16 protein-coding genes are annotated in these 17,249 nt (G+C 56.3%); 2 read left to right on the forward strand and 14 right to left on the reverse strand.

Features of this window, described 5'->3' with window-relative positions; genetic code table 11:
* Positions 1-40: 40 nt before the first annotated feature.
* The 4 genes from O9H32_RS02460 to O9H32_RS02475 form a co-directional block, all read right to left on the reverse strand.
* The gene (locus O9H32_RS02460; RefSeq protein ID WP_269864170.1) at positions 41-763 is read right to left on the reverse strand and encodes a response regulator transcription factor; all 723 of its coding nucleotides are present in this window, start codon (positions 761-763) and stop codon (positions 41-43) included.
* Positions 764-866: 103 nt separating this feature from the next.
* Positions 867-2,669, reverse strand: coding sequence for a two-component system histidine kinase PnpS (pnpS, locus tag O9H32_RS02465; protein ID WP_269864172.1), 1,803 nt, complete (start codon positions 2,667-2,669; stop codon positions 867-869).
* A gap of 85 nt (positions 2,670-2,754) precedes the next feature.
* Positions 2,755-3,747, reverse strand: a complete 993-nt coding sequence (locus O9H32_RS02470) for a bile acid:sodium symporter family protein (RefSeq protein ID WP_269864174.1) — start codon at positions 3,745-3,747, stop codon at positions 2,755-2,757.
* Positions 3,748-3,759: 12 nt separating this feature from the next.
* The gene (locus O9H32_RS02475; RefSeq protein ID WP_269864176.1) at positions 3,760-5,298 is read right to left on the reverse strand and encodes a fumarate hydratase; all 1,539 of its coding nucleotides are present in this window, start codon (positions 5,296-5,298) and stop codon (positions 3,760-3,762) included.
* A 232-nt stretch (positions 5,299-5,530) separates the two neighbouring features.
* Here O9H32_RS02475 and yfbR point away from each other — a divergent pair, with 232 nt between their 5' ends.
* A complete protein-coding gene (gene yfbR, locus O9H32_RS02480) occupies positions 5,531-6,130 on the forward strand; it encodes a 5'-deoxynucleotidase (protein WP_269864178.1) in 600 nt (199 codons plus the stop codon).
* 208 nt (positions 6,131-6,338) lie between these two features.
* Here yfbR and O9H32_RS02485 read toward each other — a convergent pair whose 3' ends face one another.
* The 8 genes from O9H32_RS02485 to citZ all read right to left on the reverse strand — a co-directional run bounded on the left by O9H32_RS02485 (position 6,339) and on the right by citZ (position 12,556).
* A complete protein-coding gene (locus tag O9H32_RS02485) occupies positions 6,339-6,764 on the reverse strand; it encodes a hypothetical protein (RefSeq protein WP_269864180.1) in 426 nt (141 codons plus the stop codon).
* Positions 6,765-6,959: 195 nt separating this feature from the next.
* The gene (locus tag O9H32_RS32840; RefSeq protein ID WP_406627245.1) at positions 6,960-7,142 is read right to left on the reverse strand and encodes a copper amine oxidase N-terminal domain-containing protein; all 183 of its coding nucleotides are present in this window, start codon (positions 7,140-7,142) and stop codon (positions 6,960-6,962) included.
* A gap of 9 nt (positions 7,143-7,151) precedes the next feature.
* On the reverse strand, positions 7,152-7,415 hold the full coding sequence (locus tag O9H32_RS02490; RefSeq protein ID WP_269864182.1) for an RCC1 domain-containing protein: 264 nt from the start codon (positions 7,413-7,415) through the stop codon (positions 7,152-7,154).
* A gap of 83 nt (positions 7,416-7,498) precedes the next feature.
* Complete coding sequence (locus tag O9H32_RS02495; RefSeq protein ID WP_269864183.1) at positions 7,499-8,236, reverse strand: alpha/beta fold hydrolase; 738 nt, start codon at positions 8,234-8,236, stop codon at positions 7,499-7,501.
* A gap of 148 nt (positions 8,237-8,384) precedes the next feature.
* Entirely contained in the window at positions 8,385-9,326 is a 942-nt protein-coding gene (gene mdh / locus O9H32_RS02500; RefSeq protein ID WP_269864184.1) for a malate dehydrogenase, read from the reverse strand.
* A 61-nt stretch (positions 9,327-9,387) separates the two neighbouring features.
* Complete coding sequence (locus tag O9H32_RS02505; RefSeq protein WP_269864185.1) at positions 9,388-9,780, reverse strand: hypothetical protein; 393 nt, start codon at positions 9,778-9,780, stop codon at positions 9,388-9,390.
* Positions 9,781-9,914: 134 nt separating this feature from the next.
* A complete protein-coding gene (icd, locus tag O9H32_RS02510; RefSeq protein ID WP_269864186.1) occupies positions 9,915-11,210 on the reverse strand; it encodes an NADP-dependent isocitrate dehydrogenase in 1,296 nt (431 codons plus the stop codon).
* A gap of 233 nt (positions 11,211-11,443) precedes the next feature.
* Positions 11,444-12,556 (reverse strand): citrate synthase, encoded by a 1,113-nt coding sequence (gene citZ / locus O9H32_RS02515; RefSeq protein ID WP_269864188.1) that lies wholly within the window; start codon positions 12,554-12,556, stop codon positions 11,444-11,446.
* A gap of 470 nt (positions 12,557-13,026) precedes the next feature.
* Here citZ and O9H32_RS02520 point away from each other — a divergent pair, with 470 nt between their 5' ends.
* Positions 13,027-14,568, forward strand: coding sequence for a Ppx/GppA phosphatase family protein (locus O9H32_RS02520; RefSeq protein WP_269864189.1), 1,542 nt, complete (start codon positions 13,027-13,029; stop codon positions 14,566-14,568).
* Here O9H32_RS02520 and ppk1 read toward each other — a convergent pair.
* Together ppk1 and O9H32_RS02530 are read right to left on the reverse strand one after the other, a co-directional pair.
* Positions 14,534-16,633 carry a polyphosphate kinase 1 gene (ppk1, locus tag O9H32_RS02525; protein ID WP_269864191.1) on the reverse strand — a complete coding sequence of 700 codons (2,100 nt, stop codon included), beginning with the start codon at positions 16,631-16,633 and terminating at the stop codon, positions 14,534-14,536. The two genes, O9H32_RS02520 and ppk1, sit on opposite strands and share 35 nt — an antisense overlap.
* A 149-nt stretch (positions 16,634-16,782) precedes the next feature.
* On the reverse strand, positions 16,783-17,145 hold the full coding sequence (locus O9H32_RS02530) for an acyl-CoA thioesterase (RefSeq protein ID WP_406627246.1): 363 nt from the start codon (positions 17,143-17,145) through the stop codon (positions 16,783-16,785).
* Positions 17,146-17,249 lie beyond the last annotated feature (104 nt).

Below are 17,249 nucleotides of genomic sequence, written 5' to 3' on the forward strand. Positions count from 1 at the left end.
CAAAAAGAGGCCTTCTTCAAGACCTCCCCTGCTTCCTCTATTACTTCTTCGCGGCTCCCGTTGAAGCCACCAGCTTGTAGCCTACGCCTCGGATCGATTCGATCTGTACCGACTGCTGGTTCATCTCGAGCTTCTTGCGGAGGGAGCTGACGTGCACGTCGACCGTCCGCTGCCCCCCGATGTAATCGAAGCCCCATACGATATTCATGAGATCATCCCGGGTCACGACGACGCCCGGACGCTGTACGAGATATAGTAACACTTCGAATTCCTTCGGGCGAAGCGGAATCGACTCCCCGCCAAGCAGCACCTCGTACTTCTCGGGATAAATATACAAGTCTCCGGCAGAGATGACCTTCTCTCCCGTGCCTGCTTTCTCCTGTGTTCCGTCATCGGCCAAGGTTCGTCTCAGCACGGCGGATACGCGGGCGAGCAGCTCCGCCACACCGAACGGCTTCGTAATGTAGTCATCGGCTCCGTATTTCAGTCCCTGGACCACTTCCTCTTCGGCATTGCGAGCCGTGAGAATGATCACCGGCGTCTTGTTGCCCTTCTGCCGGAGCTTGGACAGGATCTCGAAGCCGTTCATGCCCGGCAGCATGATATCCAGTACGATGAGATCAAAGTACTGCTGCAGCGCCGCCTGCAGACCTTCACTCCCGTGGTCGACCACCTTCGTCTCGTAGCCTTCTTGAGTCAGATTGTACGACAGCAGCCTGGCTAAGGTAGGCTCGTCCTCGATAACAAGTATTTTTTGCGGCATGGGAATCCCCCAACATAAGTTCAATTCTTAGTTAAAGCTTAACACAGCCAGCGTACCTTGACAATTTATTTACAGGCAAGATTCGACAAATACCTGCCGGCCGCTAGTTGTGAATGAGCGGCATTTCGAAAATAAACTTCGTCCCGACACCCACTTCGCTCTCCACACGAATCGTCCCCTTATGCAGTTCGACCAAATGCTTCACGATCGACAGACCGAGCCCCGTACCGCCTGAGCTCCGCGAACGCGCCTTATCCACCCGGTAGAAGCGTTCGAAAATCCGCGGCAGATCCTTCTTCGGGATCCCGATCCCCGTATCCGCGATAGTGAAGCGGACCTTATCGGATTCCGTCACTTCCTTGCCGCAGACGAGCTGCTCGATCTTCATGCGCACCTTGCCGCCTTCCGGCGTATAGCTGATGCCGTTCGAGAGCAGGTTGATCAGAATTTGGCGCAGCCGGTCCTCATCGGCCTCCATATAGAAGTCGCTGTCGGCCTGGAGCTCGAGTTCGATGCCCTTCTTCTTCGCTTCCGTATTCATCACATGCACGCAGTCCTCCACGAATGTCTTCAGATGCACCGGGGAGAACTGGAGCGGAATCCGCTTCGATTCGATCTTGGAGAGCTCGAGGATGTCTCCGATCAGGCGGTTCAAGCGTTCGCTCTCGTCGAAGATGATCTGCAGGAACGACCGGGCCGTTTCCTTATCGTTCAGCGCGCCGGCAAGCAGCGTCTCCGCGAAGCCTTTGACCGCCGCAATCGGCGTCTTGAGCTCATGCGAGACATTCGCCACGAATTCACTGCGCATCCGCTCCAGCCGCCGGACCGCCGTAATATCATGGAGCACGATCAGGAGGCCTTCCCACTCTCCGCCCGCTTCGGCGATCGGGTTCAGGTTGATCTCCAGGATCCGTTCCTTCGGATAGTAGAAGATGACTTCGTCCCGGATATGGTCCCTTACATCAATACACTCCTGGATGAGCTGGGTGAATTCATACTGCTGCTTCGCCTGGTTGAACGACTTGCCCAAGAGCTCCTTCGCCGAGAAACCGAGGATCTCTTCCGCAGAACGGTTGAGCAGCGCAATCTTGCCGTCCCGGTCGATCATGATGACACCGCTGGTCATGCTCTCGAGCACGCTCTTCAACCGGTTCTCATCCTCGGAGATCCGGTTCATCTGCAGCTCCAGCGAGTCGGCCATCCGGTTGATCGCATGGCCGAGCTGACCGATCTCATCGCGCTTGTTCACCTGGACCCGGTACTTGTAGTTCATGTCGGTGATCTGCCGGGCGACGCTCGTAATGAGCTCGATCGGCCGGGTCACGCTGTAGGCTACACGGTAAGAGATCAGGCCGGCGATAGCGAACACGGCGAGCAGCATGATGCTTAGCACGAACCATACCTTGCGGATGGAGCCCTCGACATCCTCGAGACTCATCGCCAGACGGAGGAAGCCGGCGATGTTCCCGCCCTCCAGGACCGGTACCGCGACATACAGCATATTCCTTCCCACCGTGGAGCTGTAGCGGATGGAACTGCCCGAACCTTTGCTCGCCGAAGCTTCTTTGATTTCCTCCCGTTCCAGGTGATTCTCCATGACGGCCGGATCATGGTCGGAATCGCCCATCACTTTGCCGTCGCTGCGGATGAAGGTCAGACGGGCATCCGCCGACTCCTTGAGCATCGCCGCCTGATCGGAGTAGAAGCGGAACAGCTCGTCATCCCCGCCCTGCCGATGCCAATCGGTCGTTGCTTTGATGAGCCCAAGCTCCCGCTCCATGTTCACGGTTAGAGCCTCGATATACGACTGCTGCAGCATCCGGGCCATGAACAGGCCGGCCGTGAGCACCGAAGCCCCGATCAGGATAATAAAAATAAGGGTTAAACGCGCACGGAACTTTTTCATAACAACATTTCTTCCCCCCAGAAATTCAGCCGGCTGTTCGCTTCTTCCCTAGAGGAGAAACGGGTTAACGCAGACGTTTTACTCTTTATCGTAAGGGTTCCGCCGCGGGGACACCAGTTATTTTTTTGTAAAGGCCCGATTGTTCAAACCGCAGCATGCACCAGCGGTTCACGGATGCCATCGGCTGCTGGATCAGGATGGAGAGAACGACCGGCACGGCTGTCAACGGTTCGAAGTAGGCCAGCGCAAGCACCAGGCCAAGCGAGATGTTGCGCATGCCGGACGAGTAGGTCACCGCTACGATGATCTCGGGTCTCCGCAGCCAGAGCGAACCCAGGAAGCCGAGCGCGTAGGAGACAGCCACAAGCAGGACGACCAGCGGAACGACCGTCAGCATGTCTCCCTTCATCTTCATGACGTAAGGCTGGATGACGGCCGCATTGATCATCACCACGACTACCATCGCCAGCTTGGAGGTCGGCCCGCAGACAGGCGCGGACCAGCCCTTGAATCTCCCTTTGGACAGTTCGTTGACCAGCACGCCAAGGATCGTAGGGACTACAATAATCTGAACGAGATCCATCATCACTTGGGTATGGTCGAACGCGATCGACGTACCGAAGAAAGCTTCGATCGCCGCCGGAATCACCAGCGGGCTCAGCGCCGAGTCGATCACGATCATGGCCAGCGTCAGGGGCACATGCCCCTTCGACAACCCTACCCAGATCACGGAGGACACGCCGAGCGGGATGACGGAGAACATCACGAACCCGACGACATACGGCGACCCTTCCCCGAAGGCGGCGGTGCCGATCAGGTAGCCGATGACCGGGGCGATTACGTGACAGAGTCCGAAGGTCAACAGCATCGGTCCCGGGAGCCGGAACGCCCCGCGGATCTGACCCCAGGAGCAGCCGGTCGCCATGACAAAGGTGAGATAGCCGAACAAGTAAGGCACCCATGCGGACGATCCTTGGAAGGCAGCAGATAAAAGAAGCCCAAGTATCATCGATACCGGGACAATGAGAGATAAGTATTTTTCTATAATGGCATTCAGCCGCAGGCCTCTATCTCGCATAGGGGACCGGCCTTAGGAGAAGACCGGTTCTTTGAACTGGGCCAGCTTCTCGCGGGAATCCTGCTCGACTTCGGCATGCAGGGAGTTGCCGTGGGAATCCATGGTTACGATGGCAGCGAACCCTTCGGTCTGCAGGTGCCACATCGCTTCCGGAATACCGAACTCCATGAAGTCCACGCCTTCGACCTTCTTGAAGCACTGCGCATAATACTGCGCTGCACCGCCGATGGCATTCAGATACACCGCACCGTGCTCCTGGAGCGCCTTCAATGTCTTCGCGCCCATACCGCCCTTGCCGATGACCGCGCGGATACCGAACTTCTTGATGATGTCGCCTTGGTAAGGCTCCTCCCGGATCGAGGTCGTCGGACCGGCCGCCTTCACGACCCACCCGCCCTGCTCGTCCTTCGCCATTACGGGTCCGCAGTGATAGATCACGGCGCCGTTCAGGTCGATCGGGGACTCGTGGTCCATCAGATGCTTATGCAGCGCATCGCGGCCCGTATGCATCGGTCCGTTGATGATGACCACATCGCCCACCTTCAGCTGGCGGATCTGCTCCTCGGACACCGGCGTCTGCAGCACGACTTCGCGGCGTTCGCCTGCGGCGGCAGCTGCTGCAGCCGGCTCGTCCTTCTCCATCGGCACGGCCTCGCCCTTCGTGTACGACCACGACGTGATCTCGCCGCTGTTCGCGTCGATGAGCACGCCTTGACGGCGGAACGCCCAGCAGTTGTACGCGACGGAGACGAAGAAGGAAGCCGGCAGGCGGTTCATGACGCCAACCTTGCAGCCGAGCAGGCTCACCTGTCCGCCGAAGCCCATCGTCCCGATCCCGAGCTTGTTCGCGTTCTCCATCACATACTCTTCGAGCTTGCGCAGCTCCGGATGCGGGTTCACGTCGTCCGCCGCACGGAACAGCTGGTGCTTCGCGAGCTCGTAGCCTGTCGTACGGTCGCCACCGATGCCCACGCCGATGAAGCCCGCACTGCAGCCTTGGCCCTGCGCCTGGTAGACCGCGTGCAGGATGCACTTACGGATGCCGTCGAGGTCACGGCCCGCTTTGCCGAGTCCTTCGAGCTCTGTCGGCAGGCTGTACTGGATGTTCTTGTTCTCGCAGCCGCCGCCCTTCAAGATCAGCTTCGCTTCGATCTCCGGGCGCTCCCACTGCTCGAAGTGGATGACCGGCGTACCCGGTCCGATGTTATCCCCGCTGTTCGCCCCCGTCAGGGAATCGACGGAGTTCGTCCGGAGTTTGCTGTCTTTGGTCGCCTGGGCCACGGCGGCGATGATCGCTTTCTTCATCTCGATCTGGTTCGCGCCCACCGGACAGTGCACGATGAACGTCGGCATCCCCGTATCCTGGCAGATCGGCGAGACATTGCACTCGGCCATCCGGATATTGTCCGCAATCGTGGAGAGAGACAGCGCCGATCGCGTGCCTGCATCCTCCTGCTCGCGGGCAGCCTGAATCGCCTGACGGACATCGGCCGGCAGGTTGGTGCTTGTTTCGACAATCAGTTTATACATACTGTCTTGAAAGTGCTGCATGGATCAGGGAACCCCTTTCGGTCAACCGGATAATATGTAAAATGAGAAGTCCAAACGCATATTTCCATCATATCACATTCCGGCGTGAGGGGGCAGACCCTTTTGCGCTGCACGAATTTGGGGCGGGCAAACCGGAGGCGAATCGTGTATAATGCGTTAGGTACAATGCTGCAGGGAAGGCGTTCCCGCTGCTTCGGTAACCGCCACTACGCAGCGAAACAGATTAGATGGGATGATACGAATGGAAACCGAAAGCCACTTTTTTGCCTATCTGTACCGCCTCCGCTTCATCGAGCGGTGGAGCCTGATGCGCAACACCATGAAAGAAAATGTAGCCGAGCACTCCTTCCACGTGTCGCTGTTGACACATGTGCTGTGCACGATCGCCAATGAAATCTACGGCCGGCAGGTGCCCACGGACCGGATCGTGTCGATGGCTCTGTTCCACGACAGCACGGAAGTGTTCACCGGCGATATTCCGACCCCGGTCAAACACCATAACCCCAAAATTCTGAGCAACTTCCGGGAGATCGAGCATCTGGCCGCCGAGCGACTGCTCGATATGGTGCCGGAGCCGCTCCGCCGGGTGTATGAACCGCTGATCGACCCGAAGAAGACGACGGAAGACGCGGAGCTCAAAAAATACATTAAGGCGGCCGATTCTCTCGACGCCTACCTGAAATGCGTAACTGAACTGTCCGCCGGCAACCGGGAATTCGCCGTAGCCAAGAAGCAGATCGAACATACGCTGCAGGAGATGGCCATGCCGGAAGTCGATTATTTCCTGAAGCATCTGGCACCGAGCCTGGAGAAGACGTTAGACGAGCTGTAAGCCGGGGATTCCCGGCTTTTTTTGCATTGTCACCCTCCGCTTCCGGTATCCGCCTCTCTATCAGGGCGCAATAAAAAGAACCGGCGTCGTCAGTGACCGGTCCTTCTTCGTGGGGAATGCAGCTTGTTACATGAAGTGCCAACGGGCAGCAGCAGCTCGCTGCCGTCCGGATCTACAGGGTGCTGGGCAGCCCTCTGCGCTCCGCAACCTAGAAGAAATTCGGGAAGAGCATCAGCGTAAGAACCAGGAAATACAGAATACCGGCAACGGAGCTCAGGGTACGGATCGCACCGATCTGCGCCTTGATGGAGCTGCCGTTCGCATCGCTCAGCGCTTTGCGCATTTTGCCGCCGAGAATGCCGCTTACCGCACCGATACCCAGCAGCAGCACAATCGCCAGAATCCACCAAATCGCAGGATAGTTGCCTTTGCCAACCAGGTACCCGCCGGAGATGAAGGAAATGATCAGCGCGAGCTGGCCCGCGCGGTTCAGCGAGAACAGGACGGACAGGAAGCCGTGCTGCGCGCTCCCGTTCGAAAGCGCTTCAACTCGCGCAGCCAAGAACGGCAAAGCCAGATAGAAGCCCATAAGTGCAGCCCCCAGAACATGAAGATACAGAAATACTTGTGCCATAACGAACAAAATCCTCCCTTGTCTTCCAACCAAAATATCAATCTACTGCGAACCGTGTTGATGGAGAACACATTAAGTATACCGGAGGGAAAGCCTCCTAAGCAACCGGGAAGCCCCTGCGGTAGAGGGAGTTGTGACGGGCCGGTGAAGCTGGAGCCATCGTAAGGCAGTGTCCACGCGGGCCCTGGTAAATCCTTACTCCGTTTTAAGAATTACCGATTTAGTAGTATCGTTCCAGGCCACTTTAGCCCCAAGTGATTCCGCAATAAAACGGACAGGTACAAGTGATGAACCATTCACAACTACCGGTTTAGCATCAAGAGGTACCTCTAGATCATTCAAATATGCTTTTTCACTTCCTATTGTAAGCTTTATGATGGAGTCTCCTTATACCCAAAGTGTTCCATCTTCTTTTAGGGCAGAAACCGCATAGCTCGTTGAAGAAGCTGAAATCTTCTTTATATGCGTTAATCCCTTTACTTGATTATGGAGTGATTCAATTCTAACAGGGCTGGTTTTGTTTTTATTTGTACCGTCACCTAATTGCCCACCTTCTTTATGTCCCCATGCCCAAACGCTTCCATCCTTCTTTAGTGCATAATAGCTGCCGGTACTTACGGCAATGGATTGGATATCGGAGAGACCTTCCACTTGTTTCGATTTCGATGCAGCAGCCGACCAAACACAGTATGATGGGGCACATTCCTCAGGACGTTGTGACCGCTGCCATTACATCAGGGCTCCCTCTTCAGCGGCCCCCAAGCCCGCAGGGCCTCCACTGTGCGCTCCCATTGCTCTTCCGCCGGGATCGCCGCCTCCCCGTCTCCCCTCTGCGGACCATAGCTTCCGAACCGGGCGTGGTTCCCTCCGTCGACCGATAGATAGACGGCATCCGGCGGAACATACGCCCTGCCGGCTTGCATCCGCTCCGCATTCACCACCCGGTCGTTCGTTCCGGTCAAAGATAACACCGGAAGCCCGGCGTCCCGTAAGTTTCCTCCCTCATCCGCATACGCCGCCAACAAAAAGACGCCGCGGACTTCTTGCGGGTGCGATGCCGCGAATCTGGCAGCCATCGAACCGCCGAGCGAATGGCCCCCGATCACAACATCCGCCTGTGGCTCCCGCTGTAGGAGCTCTTCAGCCCGGTCTTCTCCGAACACCGCCAGATTCAGCGGCATTCTCGCGATAGATACCGGGTATCCTTTCTCTGCCAAGCGGGAAGCCAGCGGCGCATAACTCTGCGGCTGGACCAAGCCGCCGGGATATAGAATGATCCGGGCCGGCGGCTTGGACCCGGCCGGCCTTCCGGACGCCTGCGGCTCAAAATGCAGCCAATGCGCTTCCTGCTTCACCTCGACGGCCGTACTGCCGTTCATGGCGTAACGGGCCTGCTCATCCGCTCCATACGGGCGAAGATAGACAACCCCCGCCGCGGCCAACCCGAGCAGTACAAGAGTCAGACAGGACAACGCAAACCGCCATGTACGTCGGTTGGATCGGGCCCTTGATTTGGATCTCGCTTCCACTTCCTATCGTCCCCTTCTCCCTATATTCTAATAGTCCAAAAAAACCAGCCCCCGGCACGATGCCGAAGACTGGTTGCGGAGAGGTAACGATTCAGCCGGTTACCACTTTGATCACGTTGCGGACGGAGTCAGCCGACTTGTCCAGAGCGGCTTTCTCTTCCGGCAGCAGCTCGAGTTCGAATATCTTCTCGATGCCGTCGCCGCCGAGCAGCGTAGGCACGCCCATGAACAGGTTGTCGTAGCCATACTCGCCTTGGAGCAGAGCGATCGAAGGAATGATGCGCTTCTTGTCCTTCAGGATCGCTTCCGTCATTTGGACGAGCGATGCAGCCGGCGCATAGTAGGCGGAACCGTTGCCGAGCAGGTTGACGATCTCGCCGCCGCCTGTACGCGTACGCTTCACGATCGCGTCGATACGGTCAGCCGGGATCAGCTTCTCAATCGGAATACCGCCTACATTGGAGTAACGAACGAGCGGAACCATGTCGTCGCCGTGGCCGCCAAGGACGAACCCGCGCACGTCTTCTACCGATACATTCAGCTCTTGCGCGATGAATGTACAGTAACGCGCCGTATCAAGCACGCCGGATTGGCCGATTACGCGGTTCTTCGGGAAGCCCAGCGTTTCGAAGGCCACATAAGTCATCGCATCTACCGGGTTGGAGAGGATGATGACGATCGACTGCGGAGACGTTCTCTTGATGTTCTCACAAACGGATTTCACGATGCCTGCGTTCGTGTTCACGAGATCGTCGCGGCTCATGCCCGGCTTACGGGCGATACCAGCCGTGATGATGACGATATCGGAATTCGCGGAATCGTCGTAAGAAGACGTACCTACGATCTTCGCATCAAAACCTTGAACCGGGGAAGCTTCGAGCATATCGAGCGCTTTACCTTTAGTCGGGTTCTCAAGCTGCGGGATGTCGAGGAGCACTACGTCACCGAGTTCTTTTTGTGCAAGCATCAGGGCAGTCGTTGCGCCGGTGAAGCCCGCGCCCACAACCGTAATCTTCTTACGTTGGATAGCCATGAGAATTACCTCCTATGGAATGTAGTGGTTTGTTCTTTGCTTTCCAGATCCGCGAAGCCGACTATCTCTTCCGCTCTTCCGGGTCGGCACAGCCGCCCGCTTCTTCCCGCTCGCACTTCCCAGGCCGGCGAAGCCCGCCTGCTCTCTCCGCACTACCCGCTCTTCTCCAGGTCGGCGAAGCCGCCTGCTGTCCCCGCTCTTCCCAGGTCGGCGAAGCCGCCTGCTGTTGCAGAGTGTGCCCGAGGGGGAGCCGCTTTGCGCCAGCAAAGTCGCTTCCCCTCACACATGCCCTGCGCCGCATGGAAGCGTGTCCCCGGCGTGCTTGGCGACAGCTCAAGCCGCCCGGGGACAGACGCGATCCACGTTCCCCCGTCCCATCGAAGCAGCCCGCACGCATGGAAGCGTGTCTCGAACGAACCCCGACAGCGGCCGGAAGGCCGATGACGGGGTTCATTCGAGAGGAACGCGTTCCCAGCACCCTCACTCCATGGGAGCGACACCTGCCGCACGTACCGACAGCCGTTCGTGGTCCAGGGGGCGAAATCCCTGGGGCCTCCCTCTGGAGGGAGGTTTGGAGGGAGGATTCACTTAAAAATTGGCAATAATTTGATCAGCAAACGCCGAGCACTTCACTTCTGTCGCGCCTTCCATCAGACGGGCGAAGTCATAAGTAACGGTTTTGTTGTTGATCGCCGTTTCCATGCCTTTGTAGATCAGCTCAGCCGCTTCCAGCCAGCCGAGGTGCTCAAGAAGCATTACGCCGGACAGGATAACGGAACCCGGGTTAACGACGTCCAGACCTGCATACTTAGGAGCTGTACCGTGCGTAGCTTCAAAGATCGCGTGTCCGGTAACATAGTTGATGTTGGCGCCTGGTGCGATGCCGATACCGCCTACTTGAGCAGCCAGAGCGTCGGACAGGTAGTCCCCGTTCAGGTTCAGCGTAGCGATAACGTCGAAGTCGGTTGGGCGAGTCAGAACTTGCTGCAGCGCGATGTCGGCGATAGCATCTTTTACGATGATTTTGCCTTCGGCTTCAGCAGCTTTTTGAGCGGCGTTCGCTGCGTCTGTACCTTGCTCTTCTTTAATACGGTCATATTGTGCCCAAGTGAAGGTTTTGTCGCCGAACTCTTCCTCAGCAAGCTCGTAGCCCCAGTTTTTGAAGGCACCTTCCGTGAACTTCATGATGTTGCCTTTGTGTACGAGGGTAACGGTTTTGCGGTTATGCTCGATTGCATATTCGATAGCCGCGCGAACCAGACGCTTCGAACCTTCGGAGGAAACCGGCTTCACGCCGATACCCGACGTTTCAGGGAAGCGGATTTTCTTAACGCCCATTTCATTTTGAAGGAATTCGAGAACTTTTTTGACTTCATCGGAGCCTGCAGCCCACTCGATACCGGCATAGATGTCTTCTGTGTTCTCACGGAAGATGACCATGTCTACGAGCTCAGGACGTTTTACCGGGGAAGGCACGCCTTTGAAGTAACGAACCGGACGGGAGCAGACATACAGGTCAAGCTCTTGACGCAGGGCTACGTTCAGGGAACGGATACCGCCGCCGATTGGCGTTGTCAGAGGTCCTTTGATCGCTACGATGTATTCGCGGATGGCTGTCAGCGTATCGGCAGGCAGCCAGTTGTTGAATTGGTTGAAGGCTTTCTCGCCGGCGAACACTTCATACCATGCGATTTTCTTCTCGCCCTTGTATGCTTTCTCTACCGCTGCATCCAGCACGCGCTTGGAAGCCGCCCAGATGTCAGGGCCTGTACCGTCGCCTTCGATGAAAGGAATGATCGGGTTGTTAGGCACGTTGAGTTTGCCGTTCGTAATTGTGATGCGTTCGCCTTCTGTAGGAAGTGCATATTGTTCGAATTGAGCCATGATTGGTATTGCCTCCTCGAGTAATTTGGAGCCGGTTTGCACGGGCCCTTGGGTATAAATAAAAGTTCATCTATTATGTTGAGCATGAGGTCAGCTGCTGTAACTATGTAGACGTTCTTTCTGCTGCCTTCACACTCAAAAAGACACGGGAGCTGCGGCGGCCGGCTCCCTTCTTGCGGAAGAGATCACGGCCGTACCGCAGCAGCCCGTTCATAAGCTGCGTTATATTCCGATTAGCGCTGTTCGATCGGAATGAAGGCTTGGTGGGACGGACCCGTGTACTCGGCCCGCGGACGGATCAGACGGTTGTTCTCGTATTGTTCGAGAATGTGCGCTGTCCAACCGGACGTACGGGAGATCGCGAAGATCGGCGTGAACAGGTCGCGCGGAATCTCGAGCGACGTATAGACGGATGCGGAGTAGAAGTCCACATTCGGCTTCAGGCCCTTCTGGCCTGTCACGAGTTCTTCGATCTGGATGGACATGTCGTACCAGTTCATGTTGTTCGTGATCTTGCCGAGCTCCTCAGACATCTTCATGAGATGCTTCGCACGCGGGTCGCCGTTCTTGTAGACACGGTGGCCGAAGCCCATAATTTTTTCTTTGTTCGCCAGCTTCTCATTGATGTAAGCCGTTACGTTGGAAGCCGTACCGATCTCTTCGAGCATCGCCATAACCGCTTCGTTCGCTCCGCCGTGCAGAGGACCTTTGAGGGCGCCGATAGCCGAAGTAACGCCGGAGTAGATATCGGACAGCGTAGCAACTGTAACGCGTGCCGCGAAAGTAGAAGCGTTCAACTCGTGATCCGCATGGAGGACCAGCGCTTTGTCCAAAGCTTCAATTGCAATTTTCTCCGGATTTTTGCCTGTCAGCATGTACAGGAAGTTTTCCGCGAGGGATACGCCGGATTTAGGCGCAATGGGTTCTTGGCCTTGACGAATGCGGGCAAAAGCAGCCACGATCGTTGGCAGCTGCGCCTGCAGCTTGATCGCTTTGCGCAGATTCGATTCAGGTGTCATATCGTTAGCTTCCGCATCGTACAGTGCCAACGAGGAGATGGCCGTACGGAGGGCAGCCATAGAATTCACGTCTTTAGGGTACAGCTTGATTCCATCGAGCACTTCAGTCGGTACCACCGCACTGCTGCTCAGATCCTGGATCAATTGGTTCAGCTCGGAGCGATTAGGCAGTTTACCATACCAGAGCAAATACACGACTTCTTCGAACGTAGCGTTCTCCGCGAGGTCGTCAATATTGATGCCGCGGTAGGTGAGCACACCGTCAATAATGGAGCTGATGGAAGACGTTGTTGCTACGATTCCTTCCAAACCTTTGGTGGCAGTCAAGTTAATCTCTCCTTTGGCGTTCAATTTCACATAACTCTACTATAAAGGATTTACCAACCGATGTGAACAAATTTAGACATAAAAGTTCATTATCAGCACGATAGGAAAACCTTTTAACAAATATCTAGTGTCCGTTTTCCTGCGATACGTCTGCGGTCAGTTCCCACCGGAAACCCTCATTTCCCCTTATCACCATACCCTATGACGGGCCTTTTCACAACTTTACGGATTTGCCACGGCACTCGCGGCTCCTTTTTCGCCTTACTACCGAAACCGTTCCTTCTCGTTCGCAATGGAAATGTTGCTCTCTCCCCCATTCCAGGTTTCCCCGTACGATTCCTTCATGCAAAAGCTCCCAATAGAAGCATTTCTTATCCCCCGCCTAATTATTCGGAAAGTTTGGACAGGCTCCAAAACGGTGTTAAAATAAGGGGGATATTTCACCCACACCCATTACAGGAGGCTGAGGCATGAGCAACTCCAGGAGAATCGGCATCATCGACATCGGATCGAACTCCATCCGGCTGGCGATCTATGAGCTGGAAGCCGGCGGTGCGTACCGGGTAATCAGCGAATTCAAAGAATCGGCGAGGCTCAGCCAAAAGATCGGTCCCGACGGCGCGCTCCCTCCTGAAGAGATACAGGAACTGGCCCGGATTCTCTCCCACTTCAAACGGATCTGCCGCTCCCATGAGGTGAGCGAGTGCCGCATTGCGGCGACCGCGGCGGTCCGCAATGCTACCAATACGGAGCAAATTCAGGAGATTCTGGCGAAGGAAACCGGCTGGACGATCGAAATCCTGTCCGGCCAGGACGAGGCCCGCCTCGGCTTCCTCGGCATGATCCTTACCATGGATATTACAGATGGCTATCTGATCGACATCGGCGGCGGGAGTACGGAGATCTCCCTGTTCCGCGACCGGAAGCTCGTGAACAGCGTCTCCTTCCCGTTCGGCGCCGTCAACACTACGCGCAAATTCGCCCCGGGCGGCGACTTCGGGGAGGCGCAGCTCAAAGCGATCCGCGAGATGACCAGTGAAGCCTTGTCGCGCGAGCCCTGGATCGCCTCCACTCCCGGCCTTCCGCTCGTCGGCCTCGGAGGGGGCGTCCGGACCCTCTGCAAGATCAATCAACGGCGCCGGCGTTATTCCTTGCAGCAAACGCACAATTACCACCTGCCCGCTTCCGATATCGACGAGCTCGTCTCCATCCTGCCGGGCTTGCCCGCGGAGAAGCGCAAAAAGGTCGATGGGCTGTCCAAGGACCGGTTCGATATCATTGTACCCGGCATGATCATCCTGCAGACGGTATTCCAGGCCGTCAGGGGCTCGCATTATATCATCAGCGGCGCCGGGCTGCGCGACGGACTCTTCTTCGAGACATTCTGTCCGGCCGCCAGCGCCGACCAGCCGATCGCCGAGATGAGCTCCGATAACCTGCTCGCCCTGCATTCCACCGCCCCGGAGGCCCATATCCAGCGTGTATGCCGGACGGTGCTGAAGCTCTATGACGCGCTGGCGGAAGGAGGCACCCACCGGTACTCGCCGAGGCTGCGGATGTGCCTGCACATCGCGGCCAAATTATACCGGATCGGCGCCTCCCTCCAGTATTACCAATATCCGAAGCATTCGTTCCACATCATCGCCCAGACCCGGATCGACGGCCTCAGCCACCGGGAGATTCTCCTGTGCGCTGCCATCGCTTCGTACAAAACAAAAAGCCGGACCCTGCAGGCGGTCCAGCCTTATAAAGATATTCTGAAAGAGTCCGACGTCGACCTTATCGCCAAGCTCGGTACGCTGCTGCAGCTGGCGGTCGCCCTGGATGTAAGCGAGACCCAGGCGATTGACGTCACGGCTGCCTTCTCCGAGAATACGTCGCTTCACCTGCGGCTCCTGACGCTCCACGACCCCTCGGCGGAATACAGAGAGGTCGAAGCACTTCAGAAGGATTTCAAAAAAGTATGGGGCCTGCAGCTTAAAATTCACGAGCCTTCGTTTTCCACGAACTGATCCTCATCGCCTCAAACTGGCTTCGGAGCGCAGGTTCTCCCTCCGCCGGAGCCACCCGTCCATACATGCCGTTGGACTGCAGCTGACGCGCCTTGACGTTATCGTCGAGGTTCAGCTGCAGGATACGGATCAGCGACTGTTGAATCCCCTTATCGAAAGCCGGGCACATGAGCTCCACCCTGCGGGTCAGGTTCCGGGTCATCCAATCGGCGCTCGCTAAGTAAATTTCCTCGTCCCCCCCATTCTCGAAATAGAAAATTCTCGAATGTTCCAGGAAGCGGTCTACGACGCTGCGGACCGTAATGTTCTCGCTGAGTCCCGGCACACCCGGGCGTAAGCAGCATACGCCGCGGATGATGAGATCAATCTTGACGCCCGCTTGGGAAGCGGCATACAATTCATCGACCATCTGCTGGTTGGACAGCGAGTTGAATTTCGCGATAATATGCGCCGGTTTCCCTTCGTTTGCGTTGCGTGCTTCCCGGCGGATCTTCTCGATGAGTTTATCCATAAGATCCGTAGGCGCCACACCGAAGGCCTTCCAGTTATGCGGGGCCGAATAGCCGGTCACCTCATTGAACAGGGCCGACGCATCCTCCCCGATGATTTTATCGGAAGTGAACAACCCCACATCCGTATACAGCTTCGCCGTATTGTCGTTGTAATTCCCAGTGCCCACGTGCACATAGCGGCGGAGGCCATCCGGCTCCTGGCGGACCACCAGGGTGATTTTGGCATGCGTCTTGAGTCCGACCAGCCCGTACACGACATGGCACCCCGACTGCTCCAGCTTCCGCGCCCACGCGATATTCCTCTCTTCATCGAATCGCGCCTTCAGTTCGACGACGACGGTAACCTGCTTGCCGGATTCCGCGGCCCGGGCCAGCCCTTGGATGAGCGGCGAATTGCCGCTGACGCGGTAAAGCGTCATCTTGATCGCGAGCACCTGCGGGTCGTCGGCGGCCTGGGTGACAAAGTCCGTCATGGCGTCGAAGGACTCATACGGGTGATACACCAGAACATCCTGCTGCCGGAGCTTCTGGAACAGATCGTCCTCATTCTCCAGCTCCGCAGGATATACGGGTTTGATAGGAGGATAGCGAAGGTGATCGTATCCCTGCAGGGAACCCGACAATTTCATGAAGAAGGTAAGATCGAGCGGTCCGTCGATCTCGAAGATATTATCCGAGATTTCGAATTCCTCAATAAGCTGCTGCAGGGCATAAGGATGAATCCCCCGCTGCACCTCGAGCCGGACCGGAGCCCCCCAGCGGCGGCGGCGCAGCTGAATCTCGATCTCCTCCAGCAGATCCTCGGCTCCTTCCTCGTTCAATGTGAGATCCGCATTGCGCGTGAGCCGGAAACCGTGCACGGACACCGGCGTATAACCGCTGAAGAGGGTATGGATGTGATGTTCGATTAAGGTCTCGAGCAATATGTATTCGTGCTTCTTGCTGTTCGTACGGCAGGGAACTTCGTGGAACCGGTTCAGGTTGGAAGGCACCTGCAGAATCGCAAAGTACGGCTCCTCTTCGGGGTCTTCCCCTTCTTTCATCAACACGACGGCCAAATATAGAGATTGCGTATGGACCAGCGGAAAAGGCCGCGCCTGATCGACTGCCATCGGCGTCAATACGGGGAATACGATCTCATGGTAATATTCATCCATGGCTTTGCGCTGCGTAGCATTGAGTTCATCATAACTGGTCAGAAGAATCCCTTCCCGGGCCAGCTGCCTCATAATCTCCCGGTGGGTCCTGTACAATTCGGCCACCATCTTCGCCGACCGTTTCATCACGCGCTTGAACAGCCCTGCCGGCGTATAGCCTGTGAAGTCTTTTTTGGTATAGCCTGCTTTGATCTGGTCCACGATCCCGGCAACCCGGACACTCATAAACTCATCCAAATTCGATGAAACGATAGACAGAAACTTGACTCTCTCCAGCAGCGGCGTAGTAGGATCCTGTGCTTCCTCCAGCACGCGCCAGTTGAATTCCACCCAGCTCAAATCTCGGTTCAAATAATGGTTGGCGGCAGCCGCCTCACGAGCAGCAGTTTCCTTCATAGTGACCCAAACCTCCATGGCAATTCGCGGTATTCTATCCTTTTTTTCAACTCTTTTCATCGTAATTCGACATTGTTAAGAGAACATCGGGGTTTTGTAAATTTTATGTAAAGAAAGACAAACTTCAGACATGATTTATTTAAAAATTCTTAACAATACGTAGAAGTCCTGATGAGTTCGTATAAATCCGGCGCTTCCTTATCAATACGCGTCGGCCGCCAGTCCCGGTTAACCCATACATGCTTCGTCTCCCCGGTAACAAGCAGCTCTTCTCCGCGCTTGATCTCGCAGGCAAACGTGAGGCGCAGATTCGAGTATGCGCTGACCCGCACCCGGATGGTAATCCAGTCGTCATACTTGGCGGGAAGACGGAACTTGAGCTCCGCATCCGTCAAGGGCAGCAGCAGTCCTCTGTCTTCCAGCGCATGATAGGGCATGCCCAGACTTCGGATCATCTCCGTGCGTCCAATCTCGAACCAGGTGAGATAATTGGCGTGATACACTACGCCCATTTGATCGGTTTCTTCGTACCGTACGCGGACTTCATAGGTAAACCACGGCAGCTGGTCTGCCTTTTCTGTTCCCAACTTCTCCAGACCTTCTTTCGTTTGTTTCT

Origin of the sequence: Paenibacillus caseinilyticus, from assembly GCF_027533645.1 — a bacterium.
In the GTDB taxonomy this organism is placed as follows: Bacteria; Bacillota; Bacilli; order Paenibacillales; family NBRC-103111; genus Paenibacillus_G; species Paenibacillus_G caseinilyticus.